This is a genomic window from Variovorax sp. CCNWLW235 (assembly GCF_037204085.1).
Lineage (GTDB): Bacteria > Pseudomonadota > Gammaproteobacteria > Burkholderiales > Burkholderiaceae_C > Variovorax.
This window is the reverse complement of the sequence record NZ_JBBCBW010000026.1, coordinates 14,778-32,500: the sequence shown is the minus strand read 5'-3', so window position 1 is coordinate 32,500 and position 17,723 is coordinate 14,778. Positions and strand designations below refer to the sequence as shown.

At 62.1% G+C, this 17,723-nt stretch carries 14 protein-coding genes and 2 rRNA genes (1 of these 16 only partly in view); 6 read left to right on the top strand and 10 right to left on the bottom strand.

The features are described from left to right. Both V9L21_RS22690 and rrf read left to right on the top strand, forming a co-directional pair. A 23S ribosomal RNA gene (locus V9L21_RS22690) occupies positions 1-2,621 on the top strand; it begins 253 nt to the left of the window's first position. A 142-nt stretch (positions 2,622-2,763) separates the two neighbouring features. Continuing rightward, a 5S ribosomal RNA gene (gene rrf, locus V9L21_RS22685) occupies positions 2,764-2,876 on the top strand. Positions 2,877-2,986: 110 nt separating this feature from the next. Here the strand turns inward: rrf and V9L21_RS22680 are convergent. The 5 genes from V9L21_RS22680 to hppD form a co-directional block, all read right to left on the bottom strand. Continuing rightward, the gene (locus tag V9L21_RS22680) at positions 2,987-3,916 is read right to left on the bottom strand and encodes an MBL fold metallo-hydrolase (protein ID WP_337315120.1); all 930 of its coding nucleotides are present in this window, start codon (positions 3,914-3,916) and stop codon (positions 2,987-2,989) included. Next, positions 3,917-5,611, bottom strand: a complete 1,695-nt coding sequence (locus V9L21_RS22675) for an AMP-binding protein (RefSeq protein ID WP_337315119.1) — start codon at positions 5,609-5,611, stop codon at positions 3,917-3,919. Positions 5,612-5,764: 153 nt separating this feature from the next. Further along, on the bottom strand, positions 5,765-6,649 hold the full coding sequence (gene phhA, locus V9L21_RS22670) for a phenylalanine 4-monooxygenase (protein ID WP_337315118.1): 885 nt from the start codon (positions 6,647-6,649) through the stop codon (positions 5,765-5,767). A 17-nt stretch (positions 6,650-6,666) separates the two neighbouring features. Beyond that, on the bottom strand, positions 6,667-7,461 hold the full coding sequence (locus tag V9L21_RS22665) for a transporter substrate-binding domain-containing protein (protein ID WP_337315117.1): 795 nt from the start codon (positions 7,459-7,461) through the stop codon (positions 6,667-6,669). 28 nt (positions 7,462-7,489) lie between these two features. Further along, the gene (gene hppD / locus V9L21_RS22660) at positions 7,490-8,617 is read right to left on the bottom strand and encodes a 4-hydroxyphenylpyruvate dioxygenase (RefSeq protein ID WP_293407860.1); all 1,128 of its coding nucleotides are present in this window, start codon (positions 8,615-8,617) and stop codon (positions 7,490-7,492) included. Between the two features lie 166 nt (positions 8,618-8,783). Here hppD and V9L21_RS22655 point away from each other — a divergent pair, with 166 nt between their 5' ends. From V9L21_RS22655 to lnt, 4 genes are all read left to right on the top strand, one after another. After that, positions 8,784-9,257 carry an Lrp/AsnC family transcriptional regulator gene (locus V9L21_RS22655; RefSeq protein WP_157616096.1) on the top strand — a complete coding sequence of 158 codons (474 nt, stop codon included), beginning with the start codon at positions 8,784-8,786 and terminating at the stop codon, positions 9,255-9,257. Between the two features lie 109 nt (positions 9,258-9,366). After that, positions 9,367-10,095 (top strand): GNAT family N-acetyltransferase, encoded by a 729-nt coding sequence (locus V9L21_RS22650; RefSeq protein WP_157616095.1) that lies wholly within the window; start codon positions 9,367-9,369, stop codon positions 10,093-10,095. A 179-nt stretch (positions 10,096-10,274) separates the two neighbouring features. Continuing rightward, positions 10,275-11,153: an HlyC/CorC family transporter gene (locus tag V9L21_RS22645; protein WP_021012634.1), complete on the top strand. Its 879-nt coding sequence runs from the start codon at positions 10,275-10,277 to the stop codon at positions 11,151-11,153. Then, positions 11,153-12,742: an apolipoprotein N-acyltransferase gene (lnt, locus tag V9L21_RS22640; RefSeq protein ID WP_337315116.1), complete on the top strand. Its 1,590-nt coding sequence runs from the start codon at positions 11,153-11,155 to the stop codon at positions 12,740-12,742. The genes V9L21_RS22645 and lnt overlap by 1 nt, the downstream gene beginning before the upstream one ends. Positions 12,743-12,758: 16 nt before the next feature. Here lnt and V9L21_RS22635 read toward each other — a convergent pair whose 3' ends face one another. From V9L21_RS22635 to V9L21_RS22615, 5 genes are all read right to left on the bottom strand, one after another. Beyond that, the gene (locus V9L21_RS22635) at positions 12,759-14,132 is read right to left on the bottom strand and encodes an FAD-binding oxidoreductase (protein WP_337315115.1); all 1,374 of its coding nucleotides are present in this window, start codon (positions 14,130-14,132) and stop codon (positions 12,759-12,761) included. 10 nt (positions 14,133-14,142) lie between these two features. Continuing rightward, the gene (locus V9L21_RS22630; RefSeq protein ID WP_281146824.1) at positions 14,143-14,949 is read right to left on the bottom strand and encodes an ABC transporter permease; all 807 of its coding nucleotides are present in this window, start codon (positions 14,947-14,949) and stop codon (positions 14,143-14,145) included. Then, positions 14,946-15,776, bottom strand: coding sequence for an ABC transporter ATP-binding protein (locus tag V9L21_RS22625; protein ID WP_258502531.1), 831 nt, complete (start codon positions 15,774-15,776; stop codon positions 14,946-14,948). The genes V9L21_RS22630 and V9L21_RS22625 overlap by 4 nt, the downstream gene beginning before the upstream one ends. 10 nt (positions 15,777-15,786) lie before the next feature. Next, positions 15,787-16,767 (bottom strand): ABC transporter substrate-binding protein, encoded by a 981-nt coding sequence (locus tag V9L21_RS22620; protein ID WP_337315114.1) that lies wholly within the window; start codon positions 16,765-16,767, stop codon positions 15,787-15,789. A 76-nt stretch (positions 16,768-16,843) separates the two neighbouring features. After that, positions 16,844-17,707, bottom strand: a complete 864-nt coding sequence (locus V9L21_RS22615) for a creatininase family protein (RefSeq protein ID WP_337315113.1) — start codon at positions 17,705-17,707, stop codon at positions 16,844-16,846. Positions 17,708-17,723: the final 16 nt, after the last annotated feature.

Genomic DNA, 17,723 nt, shown 5'->3' with positions numbered 1-17,723 from the left:
AGAAGCCTGTTAGTGATAGCACAAGACATAACGGAACAGCTTGGAAAGGCTGGCCATAGCGGGTGATAGCCCCGTACGTGAAATGACCTGTGTGGTACTGAGCTAACGACAAGTAGGGCGGGACACGAGAAATCCTGTCTGAATATGGGGGGACCATCCTCCAAGGCTAAATACTCATCATCGACCGATAGTGAACTAGTACCGTGAGGGAAAGGCGAAAAGAACCCCGGGAGGGGAGTGAAATAGATCCTGAAACCGCGTGCTTACAAAAAGTAGGAGCCTCGTAAGGGGTGACTGCGTACCTTTTGTATAATGGGTCAGCGACTTACATTCAGTGGCAAGGTTAACCGAATAGGGAAGCCGTAGAGAAATCGAGTCCGAATAGGGCGATCAGTCGCTGGGTGTAGACCCGAAACCAAGTGATCTATCCATGGCCAGGATGAAGGTGCCGTAACAGGTACTGGAGGTCCGAACCGACTAGTGTTGCAAAACTAGCGGATGAGCTGTGGATAGGGGTGAAAGGCTAAACAAACTTGGAAATAGCTGGTTCTCTCCGAAAACTATTTAGGTAGTGCCTCAAGTATTACCATCGGGGGTAGAGCACTGTTTTGGCTAGGGGGTCATGGCGACTTACCAAACCAAGGCAAACTCCGAATACCGATGAGTACAGCTTGGGAGACAGAGCACCGGGTGCTAACGTCCGGACTCAAGAGGGAAACAACCCAGACCGCCAGCTAAGGTCCCTAAAATTGGCTAAGTGGGAAACGAAGTGGGAAGGCTAAAACAGTCAGGATGTTGGCTTAGAAGCAGCCATCATTTAAAGAAAGCGTAATAGCTCACTGATCGAGTCGTCCTGCGCGGAAGATGTAACGGGGCTAAGCCAGTTACCGAAGCTGCGGATTTGCAATTTATTGCAAGTGGTAGGAGAGCGTTCTGTAAGCCTGTGAAGGTGCGTTGTAAAGCGTGCTGGAGGTATCAGAAGTGCGAATGCTGACATGAGTAGCGTTAAAGGGGGTGAAAAGCCCCCTCGCCGTAAGCGCAAGGTTTTCTACGCAACGTTCATCGGCGTAGAGTGAGTCGGCCCCTAAGGCGAGGCAGAGATGCGTAGCTGATGGGAAACAGGTCAATATTCCTGTACCGATATATAGTGCGATGTGGGGACGGATCTTAATAGGTCATCCAGTTATTGGATTATTCTGGTTTAGTTGGATGTAGGCGTGCATTAGGCAAATCCGGTGCACATATACCGAGGCCAACGATCGAGCGGACTTGTCCGTGAAGTGACTGAACGAGGTTCCAGGAAAAGCCACTAAGCTTCAGCTATATACGACCGTACCGCAAACCGACACTGGTGCGCGAGATGAGTATTCTAAGGCGCTTGAGAGAACTCAGGAGAAGGAACTCGGCAAATTGACACCGTAACTTCGGAAGAAGGTGTGCCCTATTAGTGTGTAGTGAACAACGAAGCATGAATGGGTTGCAAAAAATCGGTGGCTGCGACTGTTTATTAAAAACACAGCACTCTGCAAACACGAAAGTGGACGTATAGGGTGTGACGCCTGCCCGGTGCTGGAAGATTAAATGATGGGGTGCAAGCTCTTGATTGAAGTCCCAGTAAACGGCGGCCGTAACTATAACGGTCCTAAGGTAGCGAAATTCCTTGTCGGGTAAGTTCCGACCTGCACGAATGGCGTAACGATGGCCACACTGTCTCCTCCTGAGACTCAGCGAAGTTGAAATGTTTGTGATGATGCAATCTCCCCGCGGAAAGACGGAAAGACCCCATGAACCTTTACTGTAGCTTTGTATTGGACTTTGAACAGATCTGTGTAGGATAGGTGGGAGGCTTTGAAGCAGGGTCGCTAGATCTTGTGGAGCCAACGTTGAAATACCACCCTGGTGTGTTTGAGGTTCTAACCTAGGTCCATTATCTGGATCGGGGACAGTGCATGGTAGGCAGTTTGACTGGGGCGGTCTCCTCCCAAAGCGTAACGGAGGAGTTCGAAGGTACGCTAGTTACGGTCGGACATCGTGACGATAGTGCAATGGCATAAGCGTGCTTAACTGCGAGACTGACAAGTCGAGCAGATGCGAAAGCAGGACATAGTGATCCGGTGGTTCTGTATGGAAGGGCCATCGCTCAACGGATAAAAGGTACTCTGGGGATAACAGGCTGATACCGCCCAAGAGTTCATATCGACGGCGGTGTTTGGCACCTCGATGTCGGCTCATCTCATCCTGGGGCTGTAGCCGGTCCCAAGGGTATGGCTGTTCGCCATTTAAAGAGGTACGTGAGCTGGGTTTAAAACGTCGTGAGACAGTTTGGTCCCTATCTTCCGTGGGCGCTGCAGATTTGAGGAAGCCTGCTCCTAGTACGAGAGGACCGGAGTGGACACACCTCTGGTGTATCGGTTGTCACGCCAGTGGCATTGCCGAGTAGCTAAGTGTGGAAGAGATAACCGCTGAAAGCATCTAAGCGGGAAACTCGTTTCAAGATGAGATCTGCCGGGGCCTTGAGCCCCCTAAAGAGTCGTTCAAGACCAGGACGTTGATAGGTCAGGTGTGGAAGCGCAGTAATGCGTTAAGCTAACTGATACTAATTGCTCGTGCGGCTTGACCCTATAACTTTGATCGATCAGATCAAGGTGTTATGCCAAGTTGACGCATTCAAAATACATTCAAGCAGCGCAGTCATTGCGTGCTGATTCCAAACTCTATGAATTCGTTTGATTGATCATGTGATCAACCAGACAACAAGTTATGCCTGATGACCATAGCGACGTGGTACCACTCCTTCCCATCCCGAACAGGACAGTGAAACGCGTCAGCGCCGATGATAGTGCGGGTTCCCGTGTGAAAGTAGGTCATCGTCAGGCTCTTACAGCCAGGAAAAGCCCAACACAGCGTGTTGGGCTTTTTTCTTTTGGATTTTTAAAAAGCGCGCATTTCTCGGTGACGCGCTTTTTTTATTGCCGAGTGGCAAGTGTCAAATATTTCGGATGTGCGCCGAATCCGTATCGGCCGCACCGGCGGCGACCAATTCAGCCAAGATATCTTCGGCCAGTTGATCCAACTCCGTATCTGGGAAGAAGCGCTCGCGGATAACACCGAAATATGACGCGCTCCGAAGCCAATCGGCCCATTCGTTCAGCGCAATGGACTGCACCTCGAGCAGCTTGAACTTCATCAGCACTTTGATGGCATGCCGTGCATGCTTCACCGGATCCCGCTGAAGGCCGTCGAGCCGCCGGCGTGCTGTAGCCAGAGAATTGCGGACGTCATTGAAGACGCGTCCATGGCCAGGGATCACCTGAAGTGGCGCCAACGTCTCGATGCGATCCAGCGTCCCAGCGATATCTCCGAACGACGGCTCACCTGCCAGCTCGGGAAAAGCAACACCAAAACCGTTTTCCCAAAGGGCATCGGCTGAGATCAGTGTTCGCGAGACGGGGTCGAACAGAATGATCGAATGCGGATCGTGGCCTGGTGCGCTGTGCACCTGCCAAGCCCTGTCGCCAAGTATGCATTCCGTCCCAGGCCGCAGCAGCCCGTCGAACCGAAACCGTGGACATATCTGTCCTGTCGCACGAAAGTTAAAGCCGCCTTCGTCCCATGGCCCCACAAGATCCGCCTCTCCAGGCGGAATCTCCGTTTGCACCTTCGGATAGTGCCGCTGCAGCGCCGCGTTGCCGCCGCAGTGATCGCTATGCAGATGGGTATTCAATATTCGATCGAGCGGCCGCGTTCCGAGCGTCGATTCGACAAGCGCCAAGGTTTGATCGGCATGCGTGGCATACCCGGTATCGACCAGCGCGGTTTCGTCGGTCCCGACAAACAGAATACTGTTCGATGAAAGCCACCCGCGCTCGAAGACCACGAGATTCGCCGGCAGCCCAGCCGCGGCGCGCTCGCTCACTCAGACGCTCGCGCTGGTTCGAAGCTCACGACGCAGGATCTTTCCGACATTGGTTTTCGGCAGGGTTTCGCGGAACTCGATGTGCTTTGGGCGCTTGTAGCCGGTGAGCTGGCTGTTGCAGTACTGGAGCACCGCCTCTTCGGTCAGCATCGGATCCCTGCGCACGACGAACACCTTGATCGCTTCGCCCTGCTTCTCGTCCGGCACCCCCACGGCGGCGCATTCGACAACGCCCGGGCAAAGTGAGATCACGTTCTCGAGCTCGTTCGGAAAGACGTTGAAGCCGCTGACGAGGATCATGTCCTTCTTGCGGTCGACGATGCGGCTGTAGCCGTCTTCCTGCATGACGGCGATGTCGCCTGTGCGCATGAACCCGTCCGCGGTGAAGGCTGCCGCGGTCTCGGCCGGCTGGTTGTAGTAGCCGGTCATCACGTTCGGGCCCTTGATGCAAAGCTCGCCTGCCGCACCGATTGGCAGGGAGTTGCCTTCATCGTCCTTGATGGCAATCTCGATGCTCGGCAGCGGCAAGCCGATGGTGCCCGTGAACTTCGTGTTCGACACAGGATTGTTCGTACCGATCGCACAGGTCTCGCTCATGCCCCAGCCTTCGATCATCGGGCAGCCAGTGGCTTCGAACCATCGCTGTGCGGTGCCCTCCGAGGCCGCCATGCCGCCGGCCTGCGAGACGAACAGCGTCGAGAAATCGATCGACTTGAACTGCGGATGCATCAGCAGCGCATTGAACAGCGTGTTCACTGCCGGCAGCATGTGGAATGGCCGCTTCTTGAGCACCGCGATGAACTTGTCGAAGTCCCGCGGGTTGGGAATCAGCGTCATGTGCGAGCCCTGCCGGATAACCAGCAGGCACAGCGTCAGCGCGAAGATGTGATACAGCGGCAACGCCGCAATGCTGTTGACCTTGGACAGGTCGCCCGCCCGCGAGAGGGCCGGCGTGAACCAGGCCTCCGCCTGCAGGGTCGCCGCAACGATGTTGCGGTGGGTCAGCACCGCCCCCTTGGACAAACCCGTCGTGCCGCCGGTGTACTGCAGGAATGCGATCGAATCGAGCGTGCTCTGATCCGGCCCCAGCGTGCGCCCGCGCCCCTCGGCGATGGCTTTGGAAAACTCGGTGACCGTCCGCCCATCGCTCAGCGGCAGCTTGTAGGGCGGAACCATCTTCGCCAGGTGGCGAACCGCGACGGTGATCCAAGCGCCATAGAGGCCGCCGAGCAGATCGCCCATCGAGGTGACGACCACATGCTTGACGGGCGTACGCTCGATCACCTGTTCCAACGTCGACGCGAAGTTCTCGAGGATGACGATGGCCGTGGCACCGGAGTCCTTGAGCTGGTGCTCGAGCTCGCGCGCCGTATAGAGCGGATTGACGTTGACGCAGGTATAGCCCGCCCGGAGCACGCCGCACATCGTGACTGCGAACTGGGGCACGTTGGGCAGCATGATGGCCACTCGCGCGCCCGGCTCGAGGCCGAGCGATTGAAGCCAAGCGCCCAGGGCCTTCGACAGCGTGTCGAGCTCCCCGTACGACATCCAGCGCTCCATGCAGACCGAGAACGGTCGCTCGGCATAGCGGCCGAAGGCCTCGTCGAACATGTGGGTCAGAGACCGGTACTGCTCGGGGTTGATCTCGTGCGGCACGTCGGCCGGATAGTTTGAGGGTCGCGCGAATGTCTGCATGCAGGCTCCTTTGCGCGGATTGTGGGAGTCAGATGCACTCCGCCACCAGCGGGCTTGTCCTAGGAGCAAGGCACCCACTGTCGCGCGCGCGATAGGTCCGGCAATGCGGCGCACGCACGCCTGCCGCGTGCTGTCAGCCCGCGAGGAGCGTTTTCAGGCCTTGCCAGTCTCGCCCGGCAGCAGCACGCCGGCTTCGATGTCGGGCTCGACTTCCAGCGCCTTGTAGATCGGCGTGAAGTCGGGCGCCGTGAGTTCGAAAAGCTCCGCGAAGCTCTTGATCACGAAATAGTTAGCCTGGTAGGTGTCGATCTTGTAGCGCGTGCGCATGGCACGCAGCAGGTCCAGCGGAAGTCGGCGCGGCTCGTTGCTGAGCACTGCGTGCTTCAACTCGCCCACCGAGCTCAGGATGCCGGCGCCATAGGCACGCAGGCCATCGGGCTGACGAATCAATCCGAACTCCACCGTGTACCAGTACAGCCGCGACAGCTTTTCGCCGGCACCCAGCTCGTGCGCTTTGATCCCGCCGGCGCCATAGCGCTGCACATAGTCTGCAAACGTCGGGTCGAACAGCATCGGCACATGGCCGAACAGATCGTGGAACACATCGGGCTCGACGATGTAGTTGAACTCCTCGGGCTTGCGGATCCAGTCGGTCACCGGAAACTTGCGGTTCGCCAGCAAGGTAAAGAACGGCAACTCCGGAATCAGCCCCGGCACCGCGACGATTTCCCATCCAGTGGCGCGATGCAGCCGCTCGTTGATTTCCTCGAAGCGCGGGATGCGGTCCTTCACGCCGAGCGAAGGCAGCGCCTTGATGAACGCGTCGCAGGCCAGGCCCGGCAGCTGCGCGGCCTGCCGCTCGTACAGGCGCCTGTAGGTGTCATGGTCGGCCGCCGTGTAGCTGGCCCAGTCCTGCGGGCAGGTGTAGTCGGCATGCACCGCGCCGCCGCGCGAGTAGTCGCCGCGCGGCGGGCGATCCGAAGCGCCGTAAACAGCAGGTTTGACAGCAGCAGCAGTGGCGGCGGCAGGAGTGTCCATGGGAAATTGCTCTCGGGTTATTTGAGCCAGCGGTTCATCACGCGCTGGAAATCGCCGCCTGCTTGCTGCAGGTGCAGCCATTGGTCGACATAGGCCTTGAAGGCCACGTCATCGCGCGGCAGCATCCAGGCCATTTCGCCGTACTGCAGCGGCTTTTCGGGGTTGATTGCGCAGAGCCCCGGCTTGAGCTTCTGCTGCGTGATGGCTTCCGCGGACTCGGTCACGAAGACATCGGCGCGGTTGGCAAGAATCTCGTCGAAGATCGTCACGTTCTCGCCGTGCAGCGTGAGCTTGGCCTGCTTGAAATTGGCGCGCGCGAAGCGCTCGTTGCTGCCGCCCGGGTTGAAGATGACCCGGGTGGAGGGCTTGTCGATGTCGGCCACGCTCTGGTACTTGGCAACGTCGGCACAGCGCGCGATGGGCGCCTTGCCGTTCACCATGTAGGGGGCGCTGAAGAACGCGCGCTTCTGTCGGTCGGTGGTCACCGAAACGCCGCCGACCGCAATGTCGCACTTGCCGGCCGTGAGGTCGGGCAGCAGGTTTGCCCAGGTGGTCTTCACCCACTCGGGCTTGGCGCCCAGGCTGGTGCTGAAGCCCGTCATCAGGTCGACGTCGATGCCTTCGAACGAGCCGTCCGCCTTGTGAAAGCTGAACGGCCTGTAGTCGCCCGGCGTGCAGATGCGCAGCACGGCGGCCTTCTGCACCGTGTCCAGGTGCGACACGCCCGCCGGGGCGGCCGGCGCCATTGCGCAACCGGAAAGAACGGCGGCGGCCGCGATGAGGGTCAGGCCGATCGAAAACGTGCTGCGCATGGAGGCTCCTGGGCGATGAAAGAAGCGCTTATTTTGGGGCTGCCAACACGCCCCGGCGCATCTGGTCGAGCTCGATGCTTTCGAACAGCGCCTTGAAGTTGCCGTTGCCGAAGCCATCATCGCCCTTGCGCTGGATGAACTCGAAGAAGATCGGACCGAGCTGGTTTTCGCTGAAGATCTGCAGCAGCAGGGCGTCTTTCTTGCCGTCGATCAGGATCTTGCGCTTCTGCAGCTCGGCCACGCTTTCGCCGTGTCCGGGAATGCGCTTGTCGACCAGCTCATAGTACGTGTCGATGGTGTCGAGCAGCGTCACGCCCTTGGCGCGCAGCGCGTCGACGGTTTCATACAGGTTGTCCGAGCCCATTGCGATGTGCTGGATGCCTTCGCCGCGGTACATGTCCAGGTACTCCTGGATTTGGCCCGCCTGCTCCTTGCCCTCTTCGTTGATCGGGATGCGGATCTTGCCGCAGGGGCTGGTCATGGCCTTGCTCTTCACGCCCGTCACCTGGCCTTCGATGTCGAAGTACTTGATCTCGCGGAAGTTGAAGAGCTTCTCGTAGAAGCCGGCCCACACATTCATCCGGCCGCGATACACGTTGTGCGTGAGGTGGTCGATATACGTGAGGCCGTTGCCCTTGGGCGCCAGCGCATCTTGAGAGGCCACACCCGGCAGCGGCTCGAAGTCGACGTCGTAGAAGCCGATGTTGCCGATGTCACCCGGCTTCGCACCGTTCTTGCCGGGCCAGCGGTCGACCAGGTAGATCAGGCTGTCGCCGATGCCCTTGATGGCGGGAATATTCAGCTCGCCTGGGCCGGCCTTGTCGGCAAAACCCCAGGCGCCGAGCGAAATCGCGCGCTCGTAGGCCTGCTTGGCGTCCTGCACCCGAAAAGCAATGGCGCAGACGCTCGGGCCGTGCTCGCGCGCAAAGCGCTGCGCGAAGGAATCAGGCTCGGCATTCACGATGAAGTTGATCGTGCCCTGGCGGTACAGCAGCACGTTCTTGTGGCGGTGCCTGGCCACTGCCGTGAAGCCCATGCGCTCGAACACCTGACCCATCGCCACCGGATCCGGCGCCGCGTACTCGATGAATTCAAAGCCGTCGGTCCCCATCGGGTTCTCCCAGGGCGTGAAGGCGGGGGCGTCGGTATGGCTCATAGGGGTCTCCAGAGGTGGGGTTCGATGGGATTAGAAAAGCAGAGAAATTGCGAAAAAGCGCACCGAAGCGGCCTTTGCAGCAATGTAGGGCGGATGCCGCTCACGTTTTCAGCGTTGTTGGGCGCCATAAATAGCAAAGACGCAGAAAAACTGCAAAAATGGCGGTATGGAAGCACTCGACAAGATTGATCGGCTCATATTGCGCACGCTGCAAGCAGACGGGCGTGCCACCTATGACCAGATTGCCGAGCAGGTCAGCCTTTCTCCGAGTGCTGTGCTCAGGCGGGTCAAGCGGCTGGAGGAAAGCGGCGTCATCGACCGCTACGTGGCTCTCGTTCGCCCCGAAGTCATCGGTCTGGGCCTCACCGCCTATCTCAATGTCAGGCTCGAAAAGCACACCGAGAGCCACAAGCGCAACCCCATGGACCTGTTCCGCGCCAGCGTCCAGACCTGGCCTGAGGTGGTCGAATGCGCGGCGCTCACCGGCGAAATGGACTACCTCTTGCGCGTGGTGGTCGCCGACATGGGCCACTACAGCCGCTTCATCATGGACACCCTGCTCAAGCACCCGAGCGTTGAAGACTGCAAGACCAGCTTTGTGCTCGACCGTGTCAAGGCCACAACGGCTGTACCGGTTTAGCAACGAATTCGTTGCTGGAATCACACGCGCTTTGGTACTGGTTCACAAATGACAACCGGAAGTACCCGTTCGGACTTGTTGATTAAGGGGAAACCCTTATATTTGAGCCATGCTCACCGCCAAGACCCTTATTCAAGCGTCTCTCGGCCTCGGCTCTTTCCTGAAGGCGCCGATGGTTGAGGCGCAACCGCGCGCGACCTCCGCGCCCCAGCCAGTCATGGTGCCGATCCGCTCGATCGGCCCGCGCGAACGCGACCGCATCGCGCGCCACCTGCTGGCACTGACCCCCCATGACCGCTATCTGCGCTTCGGCTATGCCGCGTCGGACGAGCAGGTGCAGCGCTATGTCGACGGTCTCGACTTCGACCGCGACGAGCTCTTCGGCATCTACAACCGCCGCCTCGACCTGATCGCCATGGCGCACTTGGCATTTGCGCCGGACGACCAGCACAGCGACTGCGCCGAGTTCGGCGTGTCCGTGGCGGCGCATGCGCGCGGCCGCGGCTACGGCGCCCGCCTGTTCGAGCGCGCGGTGGTGGTCGCACGCAATGAAGGCGTGGGCATGCTCTTCATTCATGCGCTGAGCGAAAACGCCGCCATGCTGAAGATCGCCCGCAACGCCGGCGCCACCGTGGTGCGCAGCGGTTCGGAATCCGAGGCGCATCTGCAGCTGCCGAGCGCCACCTTCGACAGCCGCATGAGCGAAATCGCACTCGAGCACTACGCAGCCGTCGACTACCACCTCAAGACCCGCGCCAAGCAGTTCTGGGCCTTTCTCGCGAGCCTGCAGGAAGTGCGCAGCGGCATTCGCGACGCCCGCAGCAAGTCGGCCCAGTAGCAGCAGTAGCAGCAAGCCCGGCATGCCGCGGCATACGCCCGGCCCGCCCGCGAGGCGATGCCCGCACCGGCCGCGCTTGTTTCGTCCTGTAGCGGAATTGCCGAGGGCCCGCGTGCCGGGGGTAGAGCCTGTCACACGCAATCCGGTATCCTTGTATCTCTTCAACTACGCCTCCCGCAGTGGCCGAACCTCACCCTGAACGCGCACCCGTCGAACGGGAAGACAAGCGCGGCTTTCTCCAGAAACTGGCCGAATTCATCCACCCCGGTCCTGACTCGCGTGACGAGCTGATCGAAACCTTGGCCGACGCCGAGGACAACGAGGTGATCGGCGCGGAGTCGCGCGTGATGCTCGAAGGCGTGTTGCGCATGGCCGACATGACGGCCGGCGACGTGATGGTCGCCGCCCCGCGCATGGACCTGGTGAACATCGACGCGCCCTTCGACGCGCTGCTGCACCTGGTCATCGACACCGCGCACTCGCGCTTTCCGGTGTACGAGGGCGAAAAAGAAAACATCATCGGCATCCTGCTCGCGAAAGACCTGCTCAAGCTGCAGCGCGCGCCGGGACTCAACATTCGCGCGCTGCTGCGCCCGGCCACCTTTGTGCCAGAGAGCAAGGGCCTGAACGACCTGCTGCGCGAGTTCCGCGGCAACCGCAACCACCTGGCCATCGTGATCGACGAGTTCGGCCGCGTGGCCGGACTCATCACCATCGAGGACGTGCTCGAGCAGATCGTCGGCGAGATCGAAGACGAGTTCGACATTGCCGAGGACGAGGGCGACATCTTCGGCCTGGCCGACCACACCTATCGCGTCTCGGGCGACACGCCCATCGAGCGCGTGGCCGAGGCCTTCGGCATCGTCTTCGACGAAGAACAGCTGAGCGAAGACTTCGACACCATCGGCGGCCTCATCGCGCACGAAATGGGCCACGTACCCAAGCGCGGCGAGCACCACGCCATCGGCGGCTTCGACTTCGTCGTGCTGCACACCAAGGGCGGCGCCGTGCGTTGGTTCAAGGTGTCCCCGGCCCGCGGCAGCGACGCGGCCGACTGATGCCGCTGCCCGCAGCGGCCACGCTCCGCACCTCGCGCATTTTTTCCGCCGTGGGCCTGCTGCGCCTTCTCGGCTTTGCTTTCGCGGGGCTCGCGCAGGCCGCCGCCATTGCCTGGCCCACGAACGGACAGCCGCTGTGGTGGCTGCAGCTGATCTCGCTGGCGGTGCTCGTCGGCCTGCTGGACCGGCTGCGCGCCGAAGGTGCGGGCTGGCGCCGTGCCGGCCTGCACGGTTGGCTTTTTTCGACGGCCTGGCTCACCGGCAGCTTCTGGTGGCTCTTCATCTCGATGCACACCTACGGCGGGCTTCCGGCACCGCTTGCTGCCATTGCGGTGCTCGCGCTTGCGGCGGCGCTCGGGCTCTACTACGCAGTGGCCTGCGCCTGGTTCGTCGTTCGCGGGCCTCGGGGGCCTGTGACCGGCGCGCTGGTCTTTGCCGCGCTGTGGACACTGGCCGAACTCGTGCGCGGCAGCTGGTTCACCGGCTTTCCATGGGGCGCAGGCGGCTACGCGCACGTCGAAGGGCCGTTGGCAGCCTGGGCACCGTGGATTGGCGTCTACGGCATTGGCGCAGTCGCCGCCATCGTGGCCGCGCTCGTTGCGCTCACGCGGCCTGCGCGCACCGCGGCACTGGCGCAGTCGCTGGCAGTGATCGCCGCCGTGTTCGCGGCGCCGCACCTGGTCAACCCGCTGCCCGCCGATGCGCAAGGCGACAAGGGTTCGAGCGGCAAGCTGCAGCTGGCACTGCTCCAGGGCAACATTCCGCAAGACGAAAAATTCATTCCGGGCGGCGGCATCGACCTGGCGCTGCGCTGGTACGGCGAGCAGCTGCGCGACGCCAACGCTTCGCTCGTGGTCACGCCCGAAACCGCCTTGCCGCTGCTGCCGCAGCAACTGCCCGCCGGTTACCTCGACGCCATTCAGGCGCGCTACAGCCAGGGAACTCAGGCGGCCATCGTCGGGCTTCCGATGGGCGGCCAGGGCACCTACAGCAATGCGGTGCTCGGCTTCCAGCCCGGCGTTGCAGAACCCTATAGCTACAGCAAGCACCACCTCGTTCCCTTCGGCGAGTTCATTCCGCCGGGCTTTCGCTGGTTCATCCGCATGATGAACATTCCGCTCGGCGACTTCGCCCGCGGTGGCCTGGCGCAGGCGCCTTTCGCCTGGCAAGGCCAGCGCATCGCGCCGAACATCTGCTACGAAGACTTGTTCGGCGACGAGATCGGCGCCAACTTCAAGAACGAGGCCACGGCGCCGACCATCCTGCTCAACGTGAGCAACATCGCATGGTTCGGCGATTCGGTCGCCATCGATCAGCACCTGGCCATCTCGCGCATGCGCTCGCTTGAATTCGCGCGGCCGATGGTGCGGGCCACCAACACCGGCGCTACCGTGGTGATCGACGCCGAAGGCCGGGTCACGCACCAGCTGCCGCGCCTTACGCGCGGCGTGCTCGAAGCGCCAGTGGAAGGCCGCAAGGGGCTCACGCCGTATGCGCGCTGGGTGGCGCCGTTCGGGCTCTGGCCGTTGTGGATTTCGGCGCTGGCCGTCGTCAGCATCGCCTTCGCCCTGCGCCGCCGCAACGGCTGACGCAGGGCGATCGTCGTCAGGCTGTTGCCGGCACCGCCTTCACAGGCCAGTCGCGCAGCTTGCCGGGGTTCAGCAGCCCCATCGGATCGAAGCGCTTCTTCACCTCGATGACCTCGGGCGGCAGCGGCCCACCGGCCTTGCCGTCTTCCACGATGTTCACATGCGGATTGTTGATGTGCACGTTGTGGGCGCGGTGAATGTCGATGATCTCCGAGAGCCTTTCTTCGGTGCTGAAGCGAACCAGCTGAAGCCCGCTACAGGTCATGAGCCCCGCCACGTTGCGGATGAACTCGATGTGCATCATCACCTCGCCGCCGAGCAGCTTCTCCATCTCGATGATCTGCTCGACCTGCCGGCCCGGAATGAAGCCGCTCTGCAGGTAAGTCAGCGTCGGGTCGACCTTCAGCGCATGCAGCGTGGTGTGGTTCCAGGTGAACTCCATCAGCGTACGGTTGCTCTTCTGCACCTCGGCCGCCGTCTTGCGGTAGCTCACAGTGCCGCCGTACGCTTCGGCCAGCTGCAGCATGGCCGGCTCGCAATACTCGGCCACGAGCGACAGCACCGTGTGGCAGCCCTTGGGCAGGTGTGCCGCGAGCTGTGCCAGATGATCGGAAATGGGCGCGGCAAAAAAAGCGATCTCCCGCTTCACGATGCCGGGTGCATTGGCCAGCTTGTCGGCGAAGTGAAGTGCGTCTTCAAACTTGTCGAAGGTCACCAGCGTTTCGAGCCAGGGATGCGATGGCGCGAGCGCCACCTCGATTTCGAGCACCAGCCCGTTGGTGCCCCACAGGTGGTGCATGCGCATGGCCTCGGCGCCGCGCAGTTCGACCACCTGTGGCTCCGCCTCGATGGTCATCGCGCGAATGCCGAGCACGTTGCCGGGCGCACCGAGCGGTCCGTAGTTGATGGAACCCACGCCGCCGAAGCCGCCGCCGAACAGGCCCCCGAGCGTGGCGCTGCGGTAGGTGGAGGGCAGGCAGCGCATCTCCTGGCCTGAAGGTTTGGTCTGCTTCTCGAGCTCACCCAGGCGAATTCCGGCTTGCGCGCGCGCCACGCCGGGCTTCACCCAAAGAAAGGCGTTGTAGCCCGTCATGTCGAGCACCACGCCGCCTGCGAGCGGCGTGGTCTGGCCGTAGTTGCCGGTGCCGCTGCCGCGGAGGGTGATCGGCACATTGCGCCGTGCGCAGGCGCCGACCACTGCGCGAATCTCGTCCTCGGTGCGCGGACGCACGACCACGTCGGCGCGCTTGTCTTTCAACTGGCGGGTCAGTACCGGGCTGAACCATGAGAAGTCTTGCGACAGCCGCGTCACGCGGCTTTCGTCGGTGATCCAGTCGAGCTCGGGCAATTCGAGCTGCAGCTGTTCTATGGCGGAAATTAAAGCGTTCATGGTCAAGGGTTCAATCCTGGGAAAGTTCGCTGGCGTGCCACGAGCCCAGCGCCAGCTTGGTGAGCCAGGCCATCAGCACGAAGAGCGCGACGCCGGTCAGCGAAATGAGCAGCAGGGCCGCGAACATGCGCGGAATGTTCAGCTGAAAGCCGGCCTGCAAAATCTGATACGCCAGCCCGGCGCCCGAGCCGCCCGTGCCGGCCACGAACTCGGCCACCACCGCGCCAATCAGCGCGAGGCCGCTCGAAATGCGCAGTCCGCCGAAGAAGTAAGGCAGCGCGCTCGGAATGCGCAGCCGCACCAGCTGCTGCCAACGTGTGGCTCGGTTGAGCTTGAAGTAGCTCTGCAGGTCGGGATCGATGCTGCGCAGGCCGAGCGTGGTGTTGCTGATGATCGGGAACAGCGCCACCAGCGCGGCGCACACCGTCATTGCCGCTACCGGGTTCTTCACCCAGATGATGATGAGCGGTGCCACCGCCACGATGGGCGTCACCTGCAGCAGCACCGCGTACGGAAAGAGCGCGGTCTCGATGCGCTTGCTCTGCACGAAGAGAAACGAGATCAGCACGCCCGCCACCGTGGCCAGCGCGAACGACAGCAGCGTGATCTTGAGCGTGACCAGCAGCGCATTGCCGAGCGGCGCCCAGTCGGTGACGAGCGTCTGCACCATCAGGATGGGCGAGGGCACCAGGTACGGCGGCAACTCCATCGCCACCACCATCCATTGCCACAGCGCCACCAGTACCACGCCGATGAGTACCGGGTAGAGCACGCGCTGTACGCGTGGTTGATTCAGAAGGGGCGTGCTCTTCTTCATTGCGCATGCTCCTCGTCGCCTTGGCTCGCGCGCAGCAGGCTGTCCTGCAGGCGCTTGGCATGGCGCGCGAATTCCGGGGTCACCATGAAGTCGGGTGTGCGCGGATAGGGCTCGTCGATGTGAAACTGCTCCACCACCCGGCCCGGCCGCGCAGCCATCATCACGACACGGGTCGAGAGAAACACCGCCTCGTGGATCGAGTGCGTCACGAAGATCACCGTGAGCTTCTTCTTGCGCCACAGGTCGAGCAGGTCGGCATCGAGCTTGTGGCGCGTGATTTCGTCGAGCGCGCCGAAGGGCTCGTCCATCAGCAGCAGGTCAGGCTGCGTCACCAGCCCGCGTGCAATCGAGACACGCATCTGCATGCCGCCCGAGAGCGCACGCGGCAGCGCATCGGCAAACTTCTCGAGCCCCACCAGCGCAAGCGACTCCATCACGCGTGCGTCGGCCTCCTTGCGCGGCACGCCGGCCAAGTCGAGCGGCAGCCGCACGTTGGTGCGCACGCTGGCCCACGGCATCAGCGTGGCCGACTGGAACACGAATGACAGCTTGTGCGGGCAGCTGTGGATTTCCGCCACAGGCTTGCGCCACACCAGCAGGCGCCCATCGCTCGGCTCGAGCATGCCCGCAATCATTTTCAGCAGCGTGCTCTTGCCACAGCCCGAGGGCCCCAGCAGCGTGACGAATTCGCCTTCGGCAATCGACAGGTCCACCGGCAGCAGCGCCTGTGTGCCGTTGGGGTAAGTTTTCTCGGCCGAGAGAACTTCCACCGCGGGCACGGCAGGCACCGCGGGCGGCGCAAGGGTGTGGGGTTCGATGCGGTTCATGGCGCAAGACTCAAGGCAGTACCTTCGCGTCCTTCACGAACTCGGTGGTGTAGGTCTTCGCGAGCTCCACCTTCGCGGGGTCGAGCAGCTTGGCGCTCACGAGAAAGTCGTAGCTCGCCTTGGAGCGTGCGTCGGTGATCACGCCGATGCCGAGCGTGGCCGCGTCGCCGCCGGTGATCATGCCCATCTCCTTGAGCTTGGCGACGCTGTAGGCCAGCTGGTCGTCGGTCATGTTGGGGTTGTCCTTCTTGATCAGCGCGTTGGCGGGCGCCGGGTCGGCGAGGTAGCTCTTCCAGCCTTCGGCCGAGGCTTTCACGAAGGCCGCCACCTGCTTGCTGCGGTCCTTCACGGTCTTTTCCATGCACGACACCGTGGTGGCGTATGCCGGAAAGCCGTGGTCGCTGAACATCAGCACCGTGCTCTTCACGCCGGCCTTCTGGATGGCGTAGGGCTCCGAGGTCAGGTAGCCCTGCTGCGCCGTGTTCTTGTCGGCCACAAAGGGCTGGATGTTGAAGGTGTAGGGCCGCGTCTGCTCATCGGTAAGGCCGAACTTGGCCTTGAGCCACGGCCAGTAGCCACGGTTGGCCTGCGCGCCGATCAGCAGCGTCTTGCCCTTCAGGTCCTCGAGCTTCTTGACGTCGTCGTGCGCAATCAGCACCTGCGGGTCTTTCTGGAAGAAGGCCGCCACGTTGACCACCGGCACGCCGCCTTCGCGCACCTGCATCATCTGGATGTCGCTCGAGCCCATGATGCAGTCGGCCTGGCCCGCGGCCATCATCTGCGTGATGTTGACCTGCGGTCCGCCCATCTTGATGGTCACGTCGAGCCCGTGTTTCTTGTAGATGCCCTGTGCCACCGCCTGGTAGAAGCCGCCGTGCTCGGCTTGCGCGTACCAGTTGGTCATGTAGGTGAACTTGTCCTGCGCCGGCGCAGCGGCGGAGAACAGTGCGAGCGCGGCGGCGCCGGCCATGGAAAGAGCGAAAGAACGCATGGTGGGAACCTCTCGAGGCTGGTGGAAGAACGGTTGAAGAAGAAGGAAGCCGGTGAACCGATGCAAGTAGCGCGCCTCAGGCGGGCTCGAACGATTGCTGGATGAAGCCCTGCTGATGGCCGCGCTCCCAGGTCGCCTCTTCGCGCACAAGCCAGCGCAGCGCATGCAGCTCGGTCAGCGCCTGCACCCAGCTGTCCGAGAGCGTGTCCAGGATCTCTTCGCCCTGTTCACGCGTGGCGCTGGTCGGATCGCCGATCACGCCGCTCGGGCCGAAGTCGCGCGCTGTCCATGCGCACGCAGGGCGGCCGTCGGCCGACAGCAGCTTGATCGGGAACGGCGGCGGAAAGTTGGCGGCCGCGCGCTCCATGTGCACCGTGTCGGGCGCGAGCGCCAGCATCAGCGCGGTCTCGGAATGGCCGGCATGCATCGACAAGCGCTTTTCCTGCTCGCTGATCTGCTTGCTCGATGCGTTCGGCAGGCGCGACACGCCATGCGGCACCACCACGAAGTCGCCATGGCGCAGGCGCAGTTCACGCGCCGCCATCTCCAGCACCTGCGGCTGGCCGCCGTGGCCGTTGGCGAACAGCAGCTTGCGAAAGCCCGCGCGGTAGACCGATTCGCCAATCTCGATGACGGTGGACAAGAGCGTGGTGCCGGTCAGCGTCATGGTGCCCGGAAAGTGCAGGTGCTCTTCCGACTTGCCGTAGGTGATGGTCGGCAGCGCGAAGGCGCGCACCTCGGCCGGCAGCTTTTCGAGCGCCTTGCCCATCACCCCCGAGGCGATCACGCTGTCGACCGAGCAGGGCAGGTGCGGCCCGTGCTGCTCGATGGCGCCGCAGGGCAGCACGATGACCGTGTTCTCGCGGTCGGGCAGCGCGGCAATTTCTGTCCAGCTCAGGTAGGGCAGAAAGCGATGGGGCGGTATGTAGCCGTGGAGCATGGGAGGTCCTTGGTTC

Coding starts and splice junctions, on each gene's coding strand:
- V9L21_RS22655 (WP_157616096.1), top strand. CDS start 8,784: ATGGAAGCACTCGACAAGATTGATCGGCTCATATTGCGCACGCTGCAA.
- V9L21_RS22675 (WP_337315119.1), bottom strand. CDS start 5,611: ATGCAGACATTCGCGCGACCCTCAAACTATCCGGCCGACGTGCCGCAC.
- V9L21_RS22620 (WP_337315114.1), bottom strand. CDS start 16,767: ATGCGTTCTTTCGCTCTTTCCATGGCCGGCGCCGCCGCGCTCGCACTG.
- V9L21_RS22630 (WP_281146824.1), bottom strand. CDS start 14,949: ATGAAGAAGAGCACGCCCCTTCTGAATCAACCACGCGTACAGCGCGTG.
- V9L21_RS22635 (WP_337315115.1), bottom strand. CDS start 14,132: ATGAACGCTTTAATTTCCGCCATAGAACAGCTGCAGCTCGAATTGCCC.
- hppD (WP_293407860.1), bottom strand. CDS start 8,617: ATGAGCCATACCGACGCCCCCGCCTTCACGCCCTGGGAGAACCCGATG.
- V9L21_RS22650 (WP_157616095.1), top strand. CDS start 9,367: ATGCTCACCGCCAAGACCCTTATTCAAGCGTCTCTCGGCCTCGGCTCT.
- V9L21_RS22665 (WP_337315117.1), bottom strand. CDS start 7,461: ATGCGCAGCACGTTTTCGATCGGCCTGACCCTCATCGCGGCCGCCGCC.
- lnt (WP_337315116.1), top strand. CDS start 11,153: ATGCCGCTGCCCGCAGCGGCCACGCTCCGCACCTCGCGCATTTTTTCC.
- phhA (WP_337315118.1), bottom strand. CDS start 6,649: ATGGACACTCCTGCCGCCGCCACTGCTGCTGCTGTCAAACCTGCTGTT.
- V9L21_RS22625 (WP_258502531.1), bottom strand. CDS start 15,776: ATGAACCGCATCGAACCCCACACCCTTGCGCCGCCCGCGGTGCCTGCC.
- V9L21_RS22615 (WP_337315113.1), bottom strand. CDS start 17,707: ATGCTCCACGGCTACATACCGCCCCATCGCTTTCTGCCCTACCTGAGC.